This window comes from Algoriphagus confluentis (assembly GCF_036245625.1).
Taxonomy (GTDB): domain Bacteria; phylum Bacteroidota; class Bacteroidia; order Cytophagales; family Cyclobacteriaceae; genus Algoriphagus; species Algoriphagus confluentis.
This window is the reverse complement of record NZ_BTPD01000015.1, coordinates 25,534-46,018: the sequence shown is the minus strand read 5'-3', so window position 1 is coordinate 46,018 and position 20,485 is coordinate 25,534. Positions and strand designations below refer to the sequence as shown.

General features: G+C 45.1%; 15 protein-coding genes and 1 CRISPR repeat array (1 of these 16 cut by a window edge). Of the genes, 13 read left to right on the top strand and 2 right to left on the bottom strand.

Going from position 1 to position 20,485, the window contains the following annotated elements; genetic code table 11:
- Positions 1–1,029 carry a rod shape-determining protein gene (locus tag AAA943_RS18840; protein WP_067542855.1) on the bottom strand — a complete coding sequence of 343 codons (1,029 nt, stop codon included), beginning with the start codon at positions 1,027–1,029 and terminating at the stop codon, positions 1–3.
- 317 nt (positions 1,030–1,346) lie between these two features.
- Between AAA943_RS18840 and AAA943_RS18835 the strand changes: the two genes are divergently transcribed.
- The 6 genes from AAA943_RS18835 (at position 1,347) to AAA943_RS18810 (ending at position 9,431) form a co-directional block, all read left to right on the top strand.
- Positions 1,347–1,820, top strand: coding sequence for a ribosome maturation factor RimP (locus AAA943_RS18835; RefSeq protein WP_338225850.1), 474 nt, complete (start codon positions 1,347–1,349; stop codon positions 1,818–1,820).
- Positions 1,821–1,825: 5 nt separating this feature from the next.
- The gene (gene nusA, locus AAA943_RS18830; protein WP_338225849.1) at positions 1,826–3,070 is read left to right on the top strand and encodes a transcription termination factor NusA; all 1,245 of its coding nucleotides are present in this window, start codon (positions 1,826–1,828) and stop codon (positions 3,068–3,070) included.
- A gap of 63 nt (positions 3,071–3,133) precedes the next feature.
- On the top strand, positions 3,134–5,881 hold the full coding sequence (gene infB / locus AAA943_RS18825) for a translation initiation factor IF-2 (RefSeq protein ID WP_338225848.1): 2,748 nt from the start codon (positions 3,134–3,136) through the stop codon (positions 5,879–5,881).
- A 379-nt stretch (positions 5,882–6,260) separates the two neighbouring features.
- On the top strand, positions 6,261–6,806 hold the full coding sequence (locus AAA943_RS18820) for a hypothetical protein (RefSeq protein ID WP_338225847.1): 546 nt from the start codon (positions 6,261–6,263) through the stop codon (positions 6,804–6,806).
- Between the two features lie 42 nt (positions 6,807–6,848).
- A complete protein-coding gene (locus AAA943_RS18815; protein ID WP_338225846.1) occupies positions 6,849–7,880 on the top strand; it encodes a transporter in 1,032 nt (343 codons plus the stop codon).
- Between the two features lie 12 nt (positions 7,881–7,892).
- Complete coding sequence (locus tag AAA943_RS18810; RefSeq protein ID WP_338225845.1) at positions 7,893–9,431, top strand: vanadium-dependent haloperoxidase; 1,539 nt, start codon at positions 7,893–7,895, stop codon at positions 9,429–9,431.
- A 12-nt stretch (positions 9,432–9,443) separates the two neighbouring features.
- Here the strand turns inward: AAA943_RS18810 and AAA943_RS18805 are convergent, their stop codons facing one another.
- A complete protein-coding gene (locus AAA943_RS18805) occupies positions 9,444–11,078 on the bottom strand; it encodes a carbon starvation CstA family protein (RefSeq protein ID WP_338225844.1) in 1,635 nt (544 codons plus the stop codon).
- Between the two features lie 211 nt (positions 11,079–11,289).
- On the opposite strand from AAA943_RS18805, the gene accD reads away from it, so the two are divergent.
- From accD to AAA943_RS18770, 7 genes are all read left to right on the top strand, one after another.
- Entirely contained in the window at positions 11,290–12,132 is an 843-nt protein-coding gene (gene accD, locus AAA943_RS18800) for an acetyl-CoA carboxylase, carboxyltransferase subunit beta (RefSeq protein ID WP_338225843.1), read from the top strand.
- A gap of 135 nt (positions 12,133–12,267) precedes the next feature.
- Positions 12,268–13,569 (top strand): NADH:ubiquinone reductase (Na(+)-transporting) subunit F, encoded by a 1,302-nt coding sequence (gene nqrF / locus AAA943_RS18795; protein WP_338225842.1) that lies wholly within the window; start codon positions 12,268–12,270, stop codon positions 13,567–13,569.
- Between the two features lie 80 nt (positions 13,570–13,649).
- Entirely contained in the window at positions 13,650–14,801 is a 1,152-nt protein-coding gene (locus tag AAA943_RS18790; RefSeq protein WP_338225841.1) for a formimidoylglutamase, read from the top strand.
- Positions 14,801–15,028, top strand: a complete 228-nt coding sequence (locus tag AAA943_RS18785; protein ID WP_338225840.1) for a cytochrome b5 domain-containing protein — start codon at positions 14,801–14,803, stop codon at positions 15,026–15,028. The genes AAA943_RS18790 and AAA943_RS18785 overlap by 1 nt, the downstream gene beginning before the upstream one ends.
- On the top strand, positions 15,025–15,867 hold the full coding sequence (locus AAA943_RS18780; protein ID WP_338225839.1) for an N-acetylglucosamine kinase: 843 nt from the start codon (positions 15,025–15,027) through the stop codon (positions 15,865–15,867). Before AAA943_RS18785 ends, AAA943_RS18780 begins: the two co-directional genes overlap by 4 nt.
- Positions 15,864–16,679, top strand: a complete 816-nt coding sequence (gene murQ / locus AAA943_RS18775) for an N-acetylmuramic acid 6-phosphate etherase (protein WP_338225838.1) — start codon at positions 15,864–15,866, stop codon at positions 16,677–16,679. The genes AAA943_RS18780 and murQ overlap by 4 nt, the downstream gene beginning before the upstream one ends.
- A gap of 120 nt (positions 16,680–16,799) precedes the next feature.
- A complete protein-coding gene (locus AAA943_RS18770) occupies positions 16,800–18,134 on the top strand; it encodes a pseudouridine synthase (protein WP_338225837.1) in 1,335 nt (444 codons plus the stop codon).
- A gap of 305 nt (positions 18,135–18,439) precedes the next feature.
- A CRISPR array of direct repeats spans positions 18,440–20,485; the repeat unit is 30 nt; unit sequence ATTTCAATTCCAGTATGGTGCGATTGAAGG; it runs 1,409 nt beyond the window's last position.

Below are 20,485 nucleotides of genomic sequence, written 5' to 3'. Positions count from 1 at the left end.
TTAGGTCATCAGTACAGTTCGGAAGTTTTGGATGTTTTTCAAAGCCGTTCCAGTGCCTCTTACTACAGCCCTTAGCGGATCCTCCGCAATGTGGATAGGCAATTTGGTCTTTTGGTGAAGCCGCTTGTCTAGACCTTTCAGCAGTGCCCCGCCACCCGTGAGGTGGATTCCGTTGTCATAGATGTCCGCAGAAAGTTCCGGAGGAGCGATTTCCAAGGCTTTGAGAACGGCTTCTTCGATTTTGGATACGGACTTGTCCAGGGCAAAGGCAATTTCAGAATAGGACACTTTGATGACTTTTGGAATCCCGGTCATCAGATCCCGGCCACGGATTTCATAATCTTCAGGAGCCTCGTCCAATTCAGTCAGAGCTGAACCGATAGCTATTTTTACCTTTTCTGCTGAGCGCTCTCCAATTAGAAGATTATGCTGTCTTCTCATGTAGTCCAAAATATCTTTGGTAAAAGTATCGCCGGCTACTCGGATGGATTGGTCCGCTACGATACCGGAAAGGGCAATCAGTGCAATCTCTGTGGTACCGCCTCCGATATCCACAATCATGGATCCCATGGGTTTTTCGATATCGATGCCTATACCAATTGCAGCTGCGATGGGCTCATAGATCATATAGACCTCTTTGGCTCCGGCGTGCTCTGCGGAGTCTCTGACGGCTCTTTTTTCCACTTCTGTGATTCCGGAAGGAATACAGATTACCATGCGGTGAGACTGAGGGAACATGCCTTTTTTCTGGCCTGGGATCATTTTGATCAAGCCTCTGATCATTTGTTCGGCGGCATAAAAATCGGCGATTACCCCGTCTTTGAGCGGTCGGATGGTCTTGATATTTTCGTGGGTTTTCTCATGCATATTCATCGCCTCTCTTCCCACAGCCAAGACCCGGTTGTTGGTCTTGTCTATGGCAATGATAGAGGGCTCATCTACCACGATTTTGTCCTTGTGTATAATCAGCGTATTGGCTGTACCCAAGTCGATGGCAATGTCACTTGAGAAAAAATCAAATAATCCCATTTTGTACTTTTGATTGGATTGGAGTTGGTGTTGAAGGTTTAAGATAGTACCTCGATACTGATTTTAAACGCGGGTCGGCAAAATTATTATCTTAAATCGATAAAACTCAGGGAAAGAAGAAATTTTTACAGAATTGCTTTCCGGAGCTCTAAACCGATTTTACCTAATTAAGCTGGGATTTCTTCTGCATTCGCTATTTAAATTCAAAGTGAATGAGGATAAGCTTTTTGCAATTCGAAAATCTTTGTCTTATTTTTGCGCCGTATTCGAAAGTTTCTGGAGGGGACAACAAGTCCCCTCTTTCATTATCTTAACCTATGGGCATACAGCGGCATACTATTGAAGACTTGGCCAAGAAGCATCTTCCGGACGATTCCCATTTCTTGGTGGAAGTCAAAATGGAAGAAAATAGCGGCAAGGCAAAAATCATGGTATTGATCGATGCGGATCAGGGAGTCACCATTGATACCTGTGCGCGAGTCAGCCGGGGCATCGGCGAGGAATTGGAGGCCGATGAATCCATTGTCGAGGCATTTGTCCTAGAGGTATCTTCTCCGGGCTTGGATTATCCTTTGGCTACGCCCAGGCAATACCAGAAAAATGTGGGGCGAGGGCTCAGAGTATGGCTGCAATCCGGCGAGGAGCAAAAAGGCAAGCTGAGTGCTGTGGAAGAATTTGGGATCAAGCTGTTGATCCAAGTCAAAGAAAAGGGGAAAAAGGCCTGGGAAGAAGAATTGAGTCTTCCTTATTCAGAAATTAAGAAATCAATCGTACAAGTATCTTTTAAATAAATCCAATGGATGCCAAAGTCTTAATAGAATCTTTTGCAGAGTTTGCAAGGTCTAAAAATGTGGATCGACCTACTATGATCCGTATTCTTGAAGATGTGTTTCGCGCGATGATCCGTAAAAAGTTTGAAACGGACGAAAACTTTGATGTGACCATCAATGCCGATCAGGGGGATTTGGAGATTTTCCGTATTCGGGAGATCGTCGACGATAACTCGGAGGATATTTGGGATTTTGACAAAATCAGCCTGACGGATGCCCGGAAAATCGAGCCTGATTTTGAGATAGGCGAAGAAGTGTACGAAAAGATTGAGCTGGAAGAGTTTGGTAGAAGGGCTGTGCAAATGGCTCGTCAGACCCTGATTCAGCGGATCAAGGATCTTGAGAAAGATATTCTGTACAATAAATACGAAGAGCAGGTGGGTGAAATCATCTCCGCTGAGGTGTATCAAATCCTGAGCAGAGAGATCCTGCTGATCGATTCGGAAGGAAATGAATTGGTCTTGCCCAAAGGCGAGCAGATTCCGAAGGATCGATTTAGAAAAGGAGATACGGTAAAAGCAATTGTGCACCGGGTAGATATGATCAATGGAAACCCAAAGGTGATCCTTTCGAGAACCTCTCCGGTATTTCTGGAGCGTCTCTTCGAAAACGAAGTGCCTGAAGTATACGACGGTCTGATTACCATCATCAAAATCGTCAGAGAACCGGGAGAAAGAGCTAAAGTAGCCGTCGAATCCTACGATGACCGAATCGATCCTGTTGGCGCTTGCGTCGGAATGAAAGGGTCCAGAATCCACGCGGTGGTTCGGGAGCTTCAAAACGAAAACATTGATGTGATCAATTACACGGAAAATTTGGAATTGTACGTATCCCGTGCCTTGAGCCCGGCTAAAGTATCCTCTATTTCTGTGAATGCAGATACCAAAAGAATTTCAGTTTTCCTGAAGCCGGATCAAGTATCCCTTGCAATCGGTAAAGGAGGACACAATATCAAGCTTGCCAGCAGGCTGGTGGGTTATGAAATTGACGTATTCCGTGAATTGAGTGAATACGAGGAGGAAGATGTAGTCTTGGAAGAGTTTTCTGACGAGATTGAGGAGTGGATCATCGATGAGTTGAAAAAGACAGGATTGGACACGGCCAAAAGTGTATTGGCACTGACCAAAGAGGATTTGATCCGAAGAACAGAATTGGAAGAGGAAACGATCGACGAGATTTTCCGAATCCTCCGAACAGAATTTGAACAATAATAAGGGGATATACCCCAAAGAATACCCTAATTTTACTTAAGATTTCGAAAGAGGTTTTTGCTTATGTCAGAAGAAAAAATGATGCGATTAGGCGCTTTAGCCAGGAAACTCAACGTGGGAACAGCAACCATCGTGGAGTCTCTGGGCAAAAAGGGCTTTGAAGTGCAGGATAATCCCAATTCCAAAATAAACATGGAGCAGGTGGCCATGTTGGAAAAGGAGTTTAAGTCCTCAGCACTGGAAAAAGAAGAGGCTTCCCACCTTTCTATTGGGAAGAGACATGAGCCGATCTCTATCGAACCTGAAGTAGATCGTGCTCCTGAGCCGGTGACTCCACCTGCTCCAGAGCCACAGCCAAAGCCTACTCCTACCCCTCCACCTGCTCCAGCTCCCGAGCCTGAGGTAGAAAAGGTAAACACCGAAGCCCCCAAATTGGGAGGGATAAAAATCCTGGGAAAAATCGATCTGGACAAAAAACCAGCTCCGCCCAAACCCGAGCCCAAGCCTGCCCCTGCGCCGCAAGCGCCCAAACAAGCTCCGGCTCCTGCTCCAAAACCGGTAGAAAAGCCCAAACCAGAACCGCCCAAACCGGCTCCTATGAAGCCTGCCACTCCAACTCCTCCTCCGGCTCAGGAAACTGCACCAGAAGGAGAAGTAGACCTGATTTCTGCGAAAGCAGATTCATTGAAAGGACTTACCGTTTTGGGTAAAATCGAATTGCCGGTAGATAAATCGAAGAAAAAAGGTGGCCCTGTTGCTTCCTCAGACGAAAGAAATCGAGATAAAAAACGCCCTAGAAAACGAATCGATAAACCGGGAGGAAGTCCAAACACCAACAGACCGGACAATCGAGGCCAAAAACCCGGCAATCAAAAACCAGGAAAAGGCAACCAAAATCCTCAGCGTACCCAAAAGGCAGAGCCTACCCAAAAGGAGATCCAAGATCAAATCAAACAGACCTTGGCTAGACTCCAGGGGAATAAGTCAGGAGGCAAGACCAAATCCAGGAGAGATAAGAGAGCTGACCGGGATCGTGAAGTGGAAATGGAGGGAGAGGAAAGCAAAATCCTCAAAGTGACAGAATTTATTTCGGCCAACGATCTGGCTTCCTTGATGGACGTGACAGTAAATCAGATCATTTCTGCCTGCATGTCTTTGGGTATGTTTGTCTCCATCAATCAGCGCTTGGATGCAGAAGCGATTACCATCATCGCAGATGAGTTTGGATACGATGTGGAGTTTACCAAATCCATCGAAGACGAAATAGTAGAAGAGGTGGGGGATGATCCGGAAGACTTGGAAGAAAGAGCTCCGATTGTCACCATCATGGGTCACGTTGACCACGGAAAGACCTCCTTGCTGGATTACATCCGAATGTCCAAAGTGACTGCAGAAGAGGCAGGGGGAATCACCCAGCACATCGGTGCTTATGATGTGATGACCAAAACAGGTCATAAAATCGCCTTCTTGGATACACCGGGTCATGAGGCCTTTACTGCGATGAGAGCAAGAGGTGCCAAAATCACCGACGTAGCGATTATCGTAATCGCGGCTGACGACAGCATCATGCCTCAGACCAAAGAAGCGATCAACCACGCTCAGGTAGCAGGAGTTCCGATGATCTTTGCTATCAATAAAGTAGATAAGCCAAATGCCCGTCCTGAAAAAATCAAGGAAGAGTTGGCAGGCATGAACCTACTCGTAGAAGAGTGGGGCGGTAAATATCAGTCTCAAGATATCTCTGCCAAAACCGGTCAGGGAGTGGACGAGCTATTGGAAAAGGTATTGCTGGAGTCAGAGATTCTTGAATTGAAAGCCAATCCTGATAAAAATGCCGTGGGTACAGTAATCGAGGCCTCCTTGGATAAGGGACGTGGTTACGTGGCTACGATCATGGTACAGGCAGGTACGCTGCGTGTCGGCGACATCATGTTGGCAGGTCAGCACTACGGCAGGGTCAAAGCGATGTTTGACCACAAAGGAAAGAAAGTTAAAGAAGCCGGACCTTCTACCCCTGTTCAGGTATTGGGTCTAAGCGGCGCCCCACAGGCAGGGGATACAATCAAAGTGTATGACACGGAAAGAGAAGCCCGAGAAATTGCCAATTCCCGAGAGCAAATCCAGAGAGAGCAAAGCTTGAGAACCAAGAAGCACATCACCTTGGATGAAATCGGACGTCGATTGGCCATCGGTAGCTTCAAAGAACTCAACATCATCATCAAAGGTGACGTGGATGGTTCTGTAGAAGCCCTTTCTGATTCCTTGCTGAAGCTCTCCAAAGAAGAAGTAAAAGTATCCATTATCCACAAAGGTGTGGGACAGATCTCCGAATCCGATGTATTGTTGGCTTCTGCTTCCGATGCGATTATAATTGGCTTCCAAGTACGCCCTTCTTCCAACGCAAAGAAACTGGCAGAGCAGGAAGAAATCGAAATCCGACACTATTCCATCATCTACGATGCGATCAATCAAATCAAGGATGCAATCGAAGGTATGCTTGAGCCGGAATTTGAAGAAGTCATTACTGGGAATATCCAAGTACGAGAAATTTTCAAAATCTCCAAAGTCGGCACTGTGGCCGGGTCTTATGTCACCGATGGCTACATTACCAGAAAGAACAAAATCCGAATCATTCGGGATGGTATTGTAATCCATGAAGGTGAAATCGATCAGTTGAAGCGATTCAAAGACGATGTGGCTGAAGTCAAAGCCGGCTACGAATGTGGTATCTCTATTAAAAACTTCAATAATATACAGGTAGACGATACCATAGAAGGATATGAAATGAGAGAGGTAAAAAGGAAGAAGTAATCCGAATTACCTCTACTGAAAAGGAACGGGATACCCGTTCCTTTTTTAGTTTTAAGGTATGATTGAAGCACTTAGAGTTATCTTCCTGGGTCTTTTTCTTGGCTCCTGTCTTTCCCTGATTTTGGGATTGATTCGACCGGTTTGGGTGCTTTGGTTTCTTGACCGCTTCAATCGGCTTTTGGTTATCAAATATTATGGAGGGAGTGTACTGATATTTGGCCTAATCCTACTTTTTATTTCATTTGTCAAATGAAATAAAAAATAAAATTCTGTTTTTTTCATTATTTTCAGAATAAGCAATTAATTATCTGCCTTTTTACCAGCATGATTTTTCTATCTGAGAAAAAAACTTGATTTTTCGAGTCCAATTGAATTTCCCTTGAGAAAAGTCATTTCCATAGCCCTCTTGATTTGTTTTGCCGTTTATCATTTTGGCTACTATGGATTTTATTTGTCTGCTTCCTACTCTTTAGAATCCAGCTGGAAAGATAAAATCTACAGCGAGCAACTGGGCTCTCTCGAGGAACGAATGATGGAAATCCCCCTTTCAGCTCCCTATATGGCCAATCAGGAGGACTTTCAAGCTACCAATACCAAGTTTGAAAAGGACGGTAAATATTTCCGTGCCATCAAACAGCGGTACCAAAATGATACACTCCAGATTGTCTATGTTCCGGATACCTCCCGAAGGGTATTGGAGTCATCGGTCAAAAAATGGATTTCCTCTCTGGTGGATGATGAATTACCACAAGATCAAAACGGTAAAAGCATGGTTAAGCTTTTTGCCAAAGACTACGTAGAGTCAGACTTGTTCAACCTGCCTATTGCAGAGCGATCAGGCTATGAAATACAGATTGGGTTTATTTTTTCAGCTTACATGAGTCCTTATTTCAACCTAGACTCACCCCCTCCTCAGATTTCCTGAATGCGAAATTCCTGGTTACTCCTTAGGGTGGAGTGATTAGGCATGTACTCAATTTCAACTGAGCAGGAAATCCCATTTGATTTGGGTCTTCCTGCTTGCCCTATTTTCCCTCTGTTAACTATCAATTTTATTTCCATGAACTTCTACACCAAGTTCCTGAAAGGGTCATTAATGACCATTTTGGGAATGTTCACCTATACCCTATTGGCCCAGTCCCCGACGGATGAGCTCATGATGCCCAAGCAGGAAATCTGCTTCTTGGGATATTATGAATACGGGCAGTTTGACGAATATTGGGAAGGTTCCCTTCTCAGAACTAACGGTACGATCGCCACGGTACAGCGGAGAACGGCCCTGCTGATGGCCGCCTATGGCCTGACTCCGAAGCTGAATCTATACGCGGGACTTCCTTATGTTTCCACCAACTCCACCCGGCCCAATGGGGGGAAATTTGCCGGAGCCCAGGGATTTCAGGATTATTCAATTGGGCTGAAGTACCAGCTTTTCCAAAGGAAAACTGAAGAAAATGAATTTTCGGCCTTTGCCTCCCTGAATTTTTCCAACCGTGCTTCCAATTACCTTTCGGATTATCAGCCCTATTCCCTTGGACTGGGCACTCCCCAGTTAGCCTGGAGAGGAATCCTTCATTACAAGTTGAAAAATGGATTTTATGCCCGAGGATCCGGAGCTTTTGTATGGAAGGGCTACACCAAAGCGGAGCGTGAGTTCTATTACAACGACGGGAGCTACTTTACCCCATGGATGGACGTTCCCAACTCTTGGAATTATGAAGCGGTTTTGGGAAAGTGGTTCAAGGGGAATCTCCTTCGGCTGGAGCTCAGCTATGTAGGGCAGCGCTCTACTTCGGGAGATGACATCCGGGCGTATAATGCCCCGCAACCCACCAATCAGGTAAATATGGACAGACTGGGGGTTTTTGCCCACTACTATTTCCCAAAGGTCAAAGGCCTGGGTATTTTGGCCTCCTTCAATCAGGTGATTTCCGGGAAAAATGCCCCAAAGATGAGCAGCTTCGGCGCCGGCGTTACCTACCAATTTGGCTTGTTTAACTAATGCTAGAATCCCATGAAAAAATATATACTTAGAATAATCTCCGTAGGACTTTTGGGTCTTTTTTCCTGCGAAATGGACTTGCGGACCGAACTTCCCTACCAAAGCTATGAATATGCTTCCCTTGATGAAAACGGAGGAAACTGGAAGCCAATTTTGATTTCATCAGGTGCTGAGTTGAGTATTTCCGCTCCCGAACCGACCAGTTCAGGAGCCTATCAGGCCGAACTGGCCGATACCAAATCTGCTATTCAACAAATGAATCCAACCCAGCGAAAAAATATTGCCTACTGGACCAATAACCCCGTGGTGAGATGGAATGAAATTGCTCTGACGCTCATTGCAAAATACAATTTGATCCCAGGGCCGAACCCGGATGGTTCCTATACCCTCCCCAATCCCTCCAATCCTGAAGGCCCGCCAGCCTTTCCCTTTGCCCATCCTCCTTACGCAAGCCGGGCATTAGCTTATCTGTCGGTTGCGCAATACGATGGCTTGATTTCAGCTTGGCATTACAAGTACACCTTCAATAGGCCCGCAGCCTATGTCAATGATCCCTCCATTCCTTTTGCCTACAAGCATCAGGATATGCCTGCCTATCCTTCCGATGGGGCGGTCATAGCGACTGCATCTAGAAAAATTCTTACTGCCATGTTTCCTTTAGAAGCAGCTTTTTTGGAGCAGAAAGAAAAGGAACACCTGGAATGTTTGCTGCTTTCGGGTGAATTTGTAAAGAGCGATTTGGAGGCGGGTTCAAAACTGGGAAGTGATATTGCAGAGAAGGCAATGATGCGGGCCTCAACAGACGGGATGAAAAATGCCCAAACTTCCAAGGCGGTCTCGGATTCCATTTCCAACGCAGCCTTCCAGCGTTTTGGATGGAAATGGGAAAATATGGAATCTCCCCAGCGCCCGGTGGGATTGACGCCTCTTTTTGGAAAAGTTCGAATGTGGAATGTCCCAAAAGTAGAAGATACCCGACCAGGGATTCCTCCAGCACCGGGATCGGCAGCTTACGAAGCTGATGTAAAAATTCTGAAAGATTATGCGGAAAACCGGACCCCTGAAAGAAGGAGAATTGCCAATTTTTGGCAGGATGGCCTTAGTACCTACACTCCTCCGGGACATTGGAATGATTTTGCTAACCGGTACATTGTGCAGTACAAAATGAACACGCTCAGATCAGCCAGGACCTTGGCGTATTTGAACATGGCTATCATGGATGGAGGAATCAGTTGCTGGGATGCCAAATATTATTACCATTATCCCCGGCCAATTCAGCTGATTCCCAACTTTGAGACCATAGCCGGTTCTCCGAATTTCCCAGCATACACCTCGGGGCATTCGGTATTTTCGGCAGCTGGAGCTGAGGTTTTGGCTTATATTTTCCCCAAAGAAGCCAATCAGTTCAGAGCTTGGGCAGAAGAAGCTGCCTTATCCAGAGTTTATGGAGGAATTCACTGGACATTTGATGCCACCGTAGGTACGCAGCAGGGTAGGGATGTCGCTCAATACACTATTCAGCGAGCTCAACAAGACGGAGCTGACCAGTAGATTTTTTTGAAGTCAAAGAACCTTTGCGGGTTCTTTGGCTTCTGCTTTTAGACTCTTGAAGGCCAGGAAAATCAAGGAAATCGCCAAAACGAAAAGCAAGGCTGCGATCAGTGCCAGTACATAGCCTTCTTCCTGATAGTTTTTCCAGGCAAACAATCCCAAAGAGGCCAAGGTCACGGTAAACATGAAAAACATGGGAATGGTCACAAAGGTCGCGGGGATATTTTTCTTGATCAGCCAAACAGCAATGGTCAAAAGTGCCAATGCGGCTAGAAGCTGATTGGCAGAGCCGAAAATCGGCCAAAGCGTAGAAAACTCCCCGGAGAGAAGTAGAAGCACGGAGAGAATCACCACGATCAAGGTTGAGAGATATCGGTTTTTGGCGAGGACTTTGGCGGCGGGCTGAGGCATATCCTCGAAATATTCCTGAAGGGTAAATCGCGCCAGTCGGGTACAGGTATCTAAGGTCGTCAATGCAAAAGCAGAAACGGTCAAGGCGACAAAGCCTACGGCGAATTGCTCGGGAATGCCTAAGGTAGAAATCATACCTCCCAGTCCAGTAGAAAATAAGGAAACAGGACCCTCGGTGCCTAATCGGTCAACGTATTCGGTTCGGGAAAGGACCACCACTGCCCCGACAGAAATGATGGCCAGAAAAGATTCGATGAGCATTCCTCCAAAACCAACCACCTTGGCATCGCTTTCCTTATCCAGCTGCTTGGAAGTGGTTCCTGATGCTACCAAGGAATGAAAACCCGAAATAGCTCCGCAGGCAATGGTCACGAACAAAACAGGAAAAAGATAGCCGAGATTGTGATCGGAGGTATGGATCTCTTGGCTCATTTCAATCTGTGGATTGGCTACGAAAACACCCAAAACCGCCGCCAGCATCATCCCATAGAGCAGATAGCTGTTTAGGTAATCTCTGGGTTGAAGGAGTAGAGAAACCGGAGTGACCGAAGCCAAAAAGGCATAACCCAGCAGTAAAAAAATCCAGATTTTGTAATCTAATTCAAAGGGAAGTTGGGTGCCGAGATAGACGAAGTAGTACATTAAAACCACACCGATTAGTGTCAGAATCAGAAAAGGAACCGTTTTTTGTCCAACCCTCCGATTGACCATCCCAAAAGCTATGGCCAAACCAATAAAGAAAATAGAAGCAGAGGCGACTCCCGGATTGGCGACAAAGGTCTTGGCAATGATATCGGAGAATACTCCGATGACCAAAATCAAGGTAGAAAAGGAAAACAAGACAAACAATTGCTTTCCCTTGGACCCGATTTGATTTCGGATGATCACTCCAATGGACTTGCCCTCTGTCCTCAGCGATGCGGCCATACTGCCTAAATCATGAACAGCCCCAAAAAATATACCCCCTACCAAAATCCAGATCACTGCCGGTATCCAGCCGAAAGTGACTGCTATGATGGGGCCTACTATGGGGCCTGCACCCGCTATAGAGGCAAAATGATGTCCTAAAACCACGATAGGCTTGCTCGGCTCGTAGTCCACCCCGTCTCTCAGGGTATGGGATGGCGCTTTTCGGCTGTCACTCAGGCCAAATTTGGTGTAGACAAAGCGGCCGTAGAAGCGATAGGCGAGGATAAGAATGACGGCAGATACAAGAAGGAGCAGAGATAAGCTCATGGTTATTGGGATAAATGGTGTGGAGGCAGCATGACTATTCTGTTGATCCGAAGGTCTTCAAAATAATGCAAAATTAGTGTTTAGAAAAAGGCCTTTTATACCAGGTAATCTTTGACCCTGCACTGCCTTCTCTGGATTTTAATTTTAATTAACGGAGATAAGGTCTAAATTTGTAGCCTTTGACTCGTCAAAAACAACCTAATATACCCCTATGGCTTGGTTTAAAAGAACTGATAAAGGAATTAAAACCTCTACTGCTGAGAAAAAAGATGCTCCTGACGGACTTTGGTTCAAGACTCCCAACGGGAATATCATCCATACCCGAGAGTTGAAAAACAACTCTTTCGTGTGCCCGGACGATGATTTTCATGTGAAAATTGGCTCCAAGGAGTACTTTGAGATCATTTTCGACCAAAACAAATTCACCGAGCTGGACAAAGACATGAAGTCCGGTGATCCGCTGAAATTTTCCGATACCAAGCCCTATTCTTCCCGAATCAAAGCAACGATTGAGAAAACCGAACTCAATGATGCCGTACGCACAGCTTATGGCAAGATGAACGGATTGGACCTAGTGGTAGCATGCATGGACTTCTCCTTTATTGGCGGATCGATGGGTTCTGTGGTGGGGGAGAAGATCGCCCGGGCCATAGATCACTCCCTGAAGCATAAAGCTCCTTTTTTGATGATCTCCAAATCAGGAGGTGCCAGAATGATGGAAGCAGGGTTTTCCCTGATGCAAATGGCTAAGACGTCGGCCAAACTGGCTCTTTTAGATCAGGCGGCTATTCCCTATATCTCGCTGTTGACCGATCCGACTACAGGTGGAGTCACCGCTTCCTATGCCATGTTGGGGGATTTCAATATTGCCGAGCCGGAAGCCTTGATCGGATTTGCCGGACCAAGAGTCATCCGAGAGACGATCGGAAAAGATCTCCCGAAGGGTTTTCAAAGTTCTGAATTTGTTTTGGAACACGGATTTCTTGATTTCATCATCGATAGAAGGCAGTTGAAATCAAGACTGACCACTTTGCTAAACCTCTTGAACAATTAATCAGTTATCTGAGTGAAAAGGATCAGAAAGCCAAGTCAAATTTGCTCGCATTTTTGGCCTGTTTTTCTGATTTATAAATATATTTGTGCACCCAAAAATGGGGCTATTCCTAGGAAAAAGTAAAACAAAGATTTCATGGGTTCTGTAATTATTACATCCATAGTAGCATTTACCGTTATCATTCTGCTACTGGTACTTATCCTGCTTTTTGCCCAGTCCAAGCTGGTCAATACAGGTGATGTCAAAATCGTCATCAATGGAGACGATAAAAATCCTGTAGTTACCTCTGCAGGAACCACTCTTCTCTCCACTTTAGGCAATCAAAAGATTTTTCTTCCTTCCGCTTGTGGAGGAGGCGGAACTTGCGCCATGTGTAAGTGCGTGGTTGAAGAAGGTGGAGGAGATGTTTTGCCTACCGAGGTAGGTCACCTCAGTCGTGCCGAACAGCAAGGTAACGTCCGATTGGCTTGTCAGGTGAAAGTGAAGCAGGACATGAAAATCAGAGTTCCGGAAGAGATTTTCGGTATCAAGAAGTGGGAGTGTGAGGTAGTTTCCAACTACAACGTCTCTACTTTCATCAAAGAATTCAAAGTAAAATTGCCTGAAGGGGAAACGCTAGACTTCGAATCAGGCGGATACATTCAGATCGACGTACCGGCTATTACGGTAAATTTCAAAGATATTGACATCACTCCACATCCTGAATTGGGCCACCCTAATGATGTTTATAAGAGTGATTGGGATAAATTTGGGCTGTGGAGCTTGGTGATGAAAAATGACGAGCCGCTGTTCAGAGCGTACTCCATGGCCAATCATCCTGCAGAAGGAAACATCATCATGTTGACCATCCGTATCGCCACTCCACCATGGGACAGAGCAAACAATCGCTGGATGGATGTGAATCCCGGCGTGTGTTCTTCCTACGTTTTTGCCAGAAAACCAGGAGACAAAGTGACCATTTCTGGTCCTTATGGTGAATTCCACATCAATCCGACCGAAAGAGAGATGATCTACATCGGCGGGGGTGCAGGTATGGCTCCTTTAAGATCCCATATTTTCCATTTGTTCCATACAGAAAAAACCGGCAGAAAGGTATCTTATTGGTATGGAGGTAGATCCAAAAAAGAACTGTTCTATGTGCCTCATTTCCGGGATATCGAAAAAGACTTCCCTAACTTCCAGTTTCATATCGGTCTTTCCGAACCGCTTCCGGAGGACAACTGGAAAGTGAAGAAATCTTTGGATGGAGAAGGTGATGGGTACATTGGATTTATTCACCAAGTACTCTATGACAACTATCTGAAAGATCATCCTGAACCAGACGAGGTAGAGTATTATCTCTGCGGTCCTCCATTGATGAATGCAGCGGTGCTCAAATTATTGGATGATCTGGGTATTCCAAAGGAAAATATTCGATTCGATGATTTCGGTGGATAAATAAAAAATAAAATCCCGCTCTGGCGGGATTTTTTAGTTTAGTACCATTTTTGTTTACTTTGATTTCAGATCCCCGATACATGAATATTCACTCTTTTTTTGAACCTGTCGCTGAGTATCTTCTGGAGAAAAGCTATTCTGAAAACTCCTTTTTTCATCAGATACATATCCATGGAGAAAAATTTCCTGATTTGAAAGGAATTCAAATTGCATTCGTCGGCCTGAGAGAAAGCCGGGGAACAGCCAAAGCTGAAAGCGTCTCCAGGGGAAGTACAGAAATCCGGGAAAAACTGTACGAGTTGAAAAAGGGAATCGCACCCTACCGTATGGCCGACTTAGGTGATATTATTTCAGGAGAAACCCTGAATGACACCTATCAGGCTATTCGGCAGGTGGGAGAGTACTTGATGAAGCAGCAGATCCTTCCTGTTTTCTTTGGAGGCACCCATGATTTGGATTTTGGGCAGTATTTGGCTTATCAGAAGTTAAAAAAACTGGTCAACCTAGTCACTGTTGATGCCAAAGTGGACATGGAGGAGCAGGGTCCGGAAGACACCCGACATACTCAGGAGATCGTTCTTCATCAACCCAATTTTCTTTTTTCCTACTCTCACTTAGCCTATCAGAGCTTTTTGGTCGATCCTACGCTGATCAATGTCATGGAGAAATTGTACTTTGATCATGTACGCTTGGGCCAGCTGAGAGATGGATTCAAGGAAGTGGAGCCCTTGGTTCGGGATGCGGATTTGTTGAGCTTTGACCTTAGTGCGATCCAATCGGCCGATGCTCCTGGTGCAGTAGATGCCCAGCCTTTTGGGCTTTCGGGAGAAGAAGCCTGTCAGATTTGTTGGTTTGCAGGGACTAATGAGAAACTAAGCTCATTTGGACTTTTTGGGTATGACCCTTATTTCGATGATGCTGCCAACAAGACGGCCAAAGTAGCGGCAGTGATGATCTGGTATTTCGTAGAAGGCTTTTACAACAGAAAAGATAGCCTTTCTTTCAAAAGCACGGATTATATCAAGTACACCGTCTCTTTAGACACCAAGCCCAATACCCTCGTTTTCTATAAAAGTAAAAAAAGCGGGAAATGGTGGATGGAAATCCCCCAAAATGAAATCCAGCGATTTGACCGGGTCAGTACCGTGCCATGCAGCTACTCCGATTATCAAATCGCCCAAAAAGGAGAAGTGCCCGAGCGCTGGATCAATGCCCAAGTGAAGTTTTTTTGATGAAAAATTTCACCAAGCAGCAGCTTTCCCTGAGAAATGGACAGGATAAACCCGAAATTTGGGTGGCCTACCGGGGAGTCATCTATGATGTGAGTTCTTCCCGACTATGGGCAAATGGGAAACATTATGAACATTGGGCAGGGCAGGATTTGACCGAAGAGCTGAGGGACGCCCCACATACTGAAAAGGTTTTTGAAAGATTTCAGGCCATAGGTCTACTCATATGATACTGATAGCAGATAGCGGTTCCAGTAAAACAGACTGGAGAATAATTCACAGCAATGGCGAAATAAGCCAGCATAGAGGAGTAGGTTTTAATCCCTACTACATGACTTCGGAGGAGATGTCCCTGCAGTTGAGAGAAGATTATTTAGTCAATGCGGTAGATGAGGTCGAGCAAGTGTTTTTTTATGGAGCAGGATGCTCTGCTTCTGATCGTAAAGAAGAAGTAAAACAAGCCTTGCTTTCCGTTTTCCCCGGTGCTGAGGTGGCTATAGACCATGATTTGTCAGCAGCGGCTCGGGCTACTTGTGGCCATAGACCGGGAATTGCCTGTATTCTGGGTACTGGGTCCAATAGCTGTGATTACGATGGAAAAGTCATTGTCGATACCCGTCCTGCGGCTGGCTACATTCTCGGGGATGAAGGTGGAGGTGCATTTATCGGGAGGAGGTTCCTGATTGACTTTATTCATGAGGAGATGCCTCATTATATCCGAGAGGCAGCCATTGAGCGGTTTCACTTTTCTCAGAATATCATTCAGGATCACGTCTATAGACAGCCCTTTCCCAGTAGATATATGGCCAGCTTTTGCAAGTTTATCTCAGAGCATAAGTCGGACCCCTATTGCTATGGGTTGTTTTATTCTTCCTTTATGGCCTTCTTTGACAAGCATGTCTGTAAATATAAAGACTACCATAACAAACCGGTCAACTTCGTAGGATCGATTGCCTATTACAATGGTGATATCCTTCGCAAAGCCGCCCAAGATCGGGGTATTCAAGCTTCCATCATCATCGAAAATCCCATCGCCGGATTAACCCTTTACCATCAAGAACTCCTATGAAAGTCACCGAAAGTAATTCCCTATATGACCACCTAGAAAAAATGGAGGTAACCCAACTCCTCTTGTCCATCAATGAGGAGGACCATAAGGTGGCCCCGGCTGTCAAAGAGAAGGTTCCTGCCATTTGCTCGTTGGTAGAGCAGATTGTTCCCAGAATGCAGGAAGGCGGCCGTCTATTTTACATCGGAGCAGGTACCAGTGGTCGATTGGGTATATTGGATGCTTCTGAGTGTCCGCCAACCTACGGGGTACCCCATGATTGGGTCATCGGTTTGATTGCCGGGGGAGATGTTGCGATCCGGAAGGCAGTAGAAAATGCCGAAGATGACCCTGAACAGGCTTGGAAGGATATTTTGGAGTATGGCTTTTCCCCTCTGGATACAGTGATTGGGATTGCCGCTTCAGGGACTACTCCTTATGTAATTGGAGGAGTCAGCAAAGCCAGGGAAATGGGTTTGCTTACCGGATGTATTACCTGCAATCCGGACTCTCCCCTTTCCCAGGCAGTAGCGTACCCCATTGAAGTGGTGGTGGGTCCTGAGTTTGTGACAGGAAGTACCCGGATGAAATCAGGAACTGCCCAGAAGTTGGTTCTCAATATGCTATCCACCACCGTGATGATTAAGCTGGGCAGGGTCAAAGGAAACAAAATGGTAGATATGCAGCTTTCCAATGCCAAGCTGGTGGATCGTGGGACCAAAATGATCATGGAGGCAACGGGTGTGTCATATGAAGTAGCTCAAGATCTTTTGCTTATGCATGGCTCGGTGAGAAATGCCACCGCCTATTTTTACAAGGAAGGAGAAAAGTAGAAAGATTTGAAAGGGCTCTGCAAATTAACCGAATTAGCTGTATCTTTGCGGCCTTATTAAATCACTGGATTTCAGTAATTTATTTCTAAAACCAAACTACAGCAGGGATGCTGCAAAACGATGAAAAAAAACAATCCTAGAAAACCATTTTTTAATTCAGAAAACCAAGATTCTGATTCTTCCCAATTCAAGAAAAAGTCCGACTATTCTTCCAAGAAGACCGGGAAAGGGGATTTCCAAAAGAAGTCTTTCGACAAGCCGGAGCGGAAGTTTGATTCCAGACCGGACTTTGGAGGCAAGCCAAAAGGTAGATTTTTTAAAGGAGAGGAGAAATCAAGCCCTTTCAACAAAGAGGAAAAGAGACCTACTAGAGGGGGGAAATTCGAGAAGGACTTTGACTTTGATGAGCGAAAGCCATCTGGCAAAAAGCCATTTTCTCCTAAAGTTGATCGACCTAAGCGGGAGGATTTTTCAGGCAAAAAGTTTGATAAGCGAAACGAAGAGTCAGACAAGCCTTTTCGCAAGAACTTTTCCCAAGAAGGGCCGGAAAGGAAAGTCTATAAGGGAAGAGGAAAAGATGAAAAGCCAAGATTCGAGGTTCAAAAAGGGGATAATTCTTTTGACAAGGAAGGCGCGAAAAGAGGATTCGGCAAAAATCGGGTAAGGAAGCAAGAGTTAAATCCTGACAGGCCTGAATATAATTTCAGTGATATTCCCGGTAAAAAGTCCCAAGATGCAGGAGAAGACGGTCAAATTCGTCTGAATAAATACATCTCCAACTCAGGAATCTGCAGCCGTAGAGAAGCGGATGACTTGATTGCCAAAGGTATGGTCACGGTAAATGGAGAGGTCGTAACTGAACTGGGCCGGAAGGTGAAAAAGACGGATCGGGTGATTTTTCAGGGCAAGCGGATCAATCCCGAAAAACCGGTTTATGTTCTGCTGAATAAGCCCAAAGATTTTATCACCACGACCAATGACCCTATGGAGCGTAAGACGGTGATGAATCTAGTAGCCAATGCCTGTGAGGAAAGGATTTTCCCTGTGGGTCGTCTGGATAGAAATACCACAGGTTTGCTTTTGTTTACCAATGATGGAGAGCTGGCAGCGAAACTTTCTCATCCATCCAACCAAATCAAGAAAATCTATCAGGTCACTCTGGATAAGCCGCTCACCCATAAGGATGAGGAGCAGATTTTGGAAGGTCTAACCTTGGAGGACGGAGAGGTAAAAGTGGATGACATGCAAGTGCTGTCCAAAGATCGAACAATTCTTGGCTTGGAGATCCACATCGGCCGAAACCGAATCGTTCGTAGACTCTTTGCCCATTTGGGATACGAGGTCACCGCTTTGGACCGGGTGATGTTTGCAGGCTTGGACAAAAAGGACCTGAAGCGCGGAAATTACCGCTTCCTGACCGAGAAGGAAGTGATTCGATTGAAATATTATCTATAAAAAGAAAAGCTCCAATAGGAGCTTTTTTTATGCGAATCCCTTAAGCTGTTGGATCAAATCTCTTTTGGTCAGGATTCCGCCCTTTCTCCAGAGGATTTTGCCCCGCTTGAATCTATTCAAGTCCGGAAGATGCGTGTAAGAAAGTATTTTAGTCTGAGTGCTGGAGCTTCGAGAGGATCAATAATCGATTCATTCATATAATTTTTAGTAGGGTGCGATTGAATTATTCCAATTCAGGATTTTTACCAACACTACAATCTGGCAATTCGCTATAATGACCCATAGGGGGCATTTTTTAACGCTCAGTCCAAATTCCAGTAAGGTGCGATTGAAAGGTCCACCATAGAGCACATAGAAGGTCTCATTGACCGATTTCAATTCCAGTATGGTGCGATTGAAGGCTTCGCCTGATCAATATCATCCTGGACAATATGCCATTTCAATTCCAGTATGGTGCGATTGAAGGTATCCATCGAAAAGGCCTACATCTCAGCCTCCTACGCATTTCAATTCCAGTATGGTGCGATTGAAGGCTTTTCGCTTGACCCAGTTCTCCAAGGCATCGATATATTTCAATTCCAGTATGGTGCGATTGAAGGCGTGCTTCTCTTGTGCTTTTCTGCCAGTTCATCTTATTTCAATTCCAGTATGGTGCGATTGAAGGCATACTCCACAAAGTCATATTCATCCCCTGCCGGAAGATTTCAATTCCAGTATGGTGCGATTGAAGGTTAACAACCATGACTGAACCAAAATCCAAACTTCCTATTTCAATTCCAGTATGGTGCGATTGAAGGTGTCACCTATGATGACTACCTGAATGTAGCTGATGTCATTTCAATTCCAGTATGGTGCGATTGAAGGGCCATTTTTAAGCGTTTCGAGATACTTTGCTGCTTCATTTCAATTCCAGTATGGTGCGATTGAAGGGTCATAGGCTTGAGTTCAATGGTTCCCAATATGGATATTTCAATTCCAGTATGGTGCGATTGAAGGAATCAACCAAATTTTCAACAGCAGGATATTTTTCAGATTTCAATTCCAGTATGGTGCGATTGAAGGTTGTCGGCAGGATTCTGAACTGAACTGCATCGGTTATTTCAATTCCAGTATGGTGCGATTGAAGGTGAACCAGCTTACCACCAGAGGCGTGAAATCTATTATTTCAATTCCAGTATGGTGCGATTGAAGGCATCGAGCAGGATGCAGATATCGTGATATTCACCCATATTTCAATTCCAGTATGGTGCGATTGAAGGTGCCCCGTCCTTTCGGGCGTAGTGGTTGCCGTTACTATTTCAATTCCAGTATGGTGCGATTGAAGGAAAGAACGGTTCAACCATACGGGCTGAAGGCGGCGATTTCAATTCCAGTATGGTGCGATTGAAGGTGTTTTCTAGCTGATCGTAATTTGAAATGTAGATTCCATTTCAATTCCAGTATGGTGCGATTGAAGGTCTGATTCACCAGAAATTAAGGCTAAAAATCTAAAATTTCAATTCCAGTATGGTGCGATTGAAGGCCAATTATTCCAAAGTTTACTGAACTGCCGATTATATTTCAATTCCAGTATGGTGCGATTGAAGGATTTTAAAGCTTTAGAAAACTTTGAAAGCGAATTTAATTTCAATTCCAGTATGGTGCGATTGAAGGGCTTTTTTATTATTGTATTCGTATTGGTAATTGTGTATTTCAATTCCAGTATGGTGCGATTGAAGGAATCCAAGTCATGAAATGTTGATTTGGGATAAGGTTTATTTCAATTCCAGTATGGTGCGATTGAAGGCCGTAATAGATGAAGTGCATACTGCCAAATTCCAAGATTTCAATTCCAGTATGGTGCGATTGAAGGTGTATTCAAAAACCCTTGCATCAAACGTCTCCAAAAATTTCAATTCCAGTATGGTGCGATTGAAGGTCCGCTTTCTATATCGGGAATCACGGGTACTCCTGATTTCAATTCCAGTATGGTGCGATTGAAGGTCAAACCAGCATCTTCCAAAAACATCTGGTCTCGATTTCAATTCCAGTATGGTGCGATTGAAGGGTCTATTCCACAGTCGAGGGTGTAGGGGCTACTGATATTTCAATTCCAGTATGGTGCGATTGAAGGCCTGCCATTTCTGCTAAGGTTAACAATGCCTTCTCCATTTCAATTCCAGTATGGTGCGATTGAAGGTTTTTGAATCTTCCATGCCGTAGGGTTTTCGGGTATATTTCAATTCCAGTATGGTGCGATTGAAGGGAAGGGTTCTTCAGCGGACTGGGTTCTTCCCTAAAATTTCAATTCCAGTATGGTGCGATTGAAGGGGATGTAAAATACGAGCTGAAAGAAGGACAGGGAGATTTCA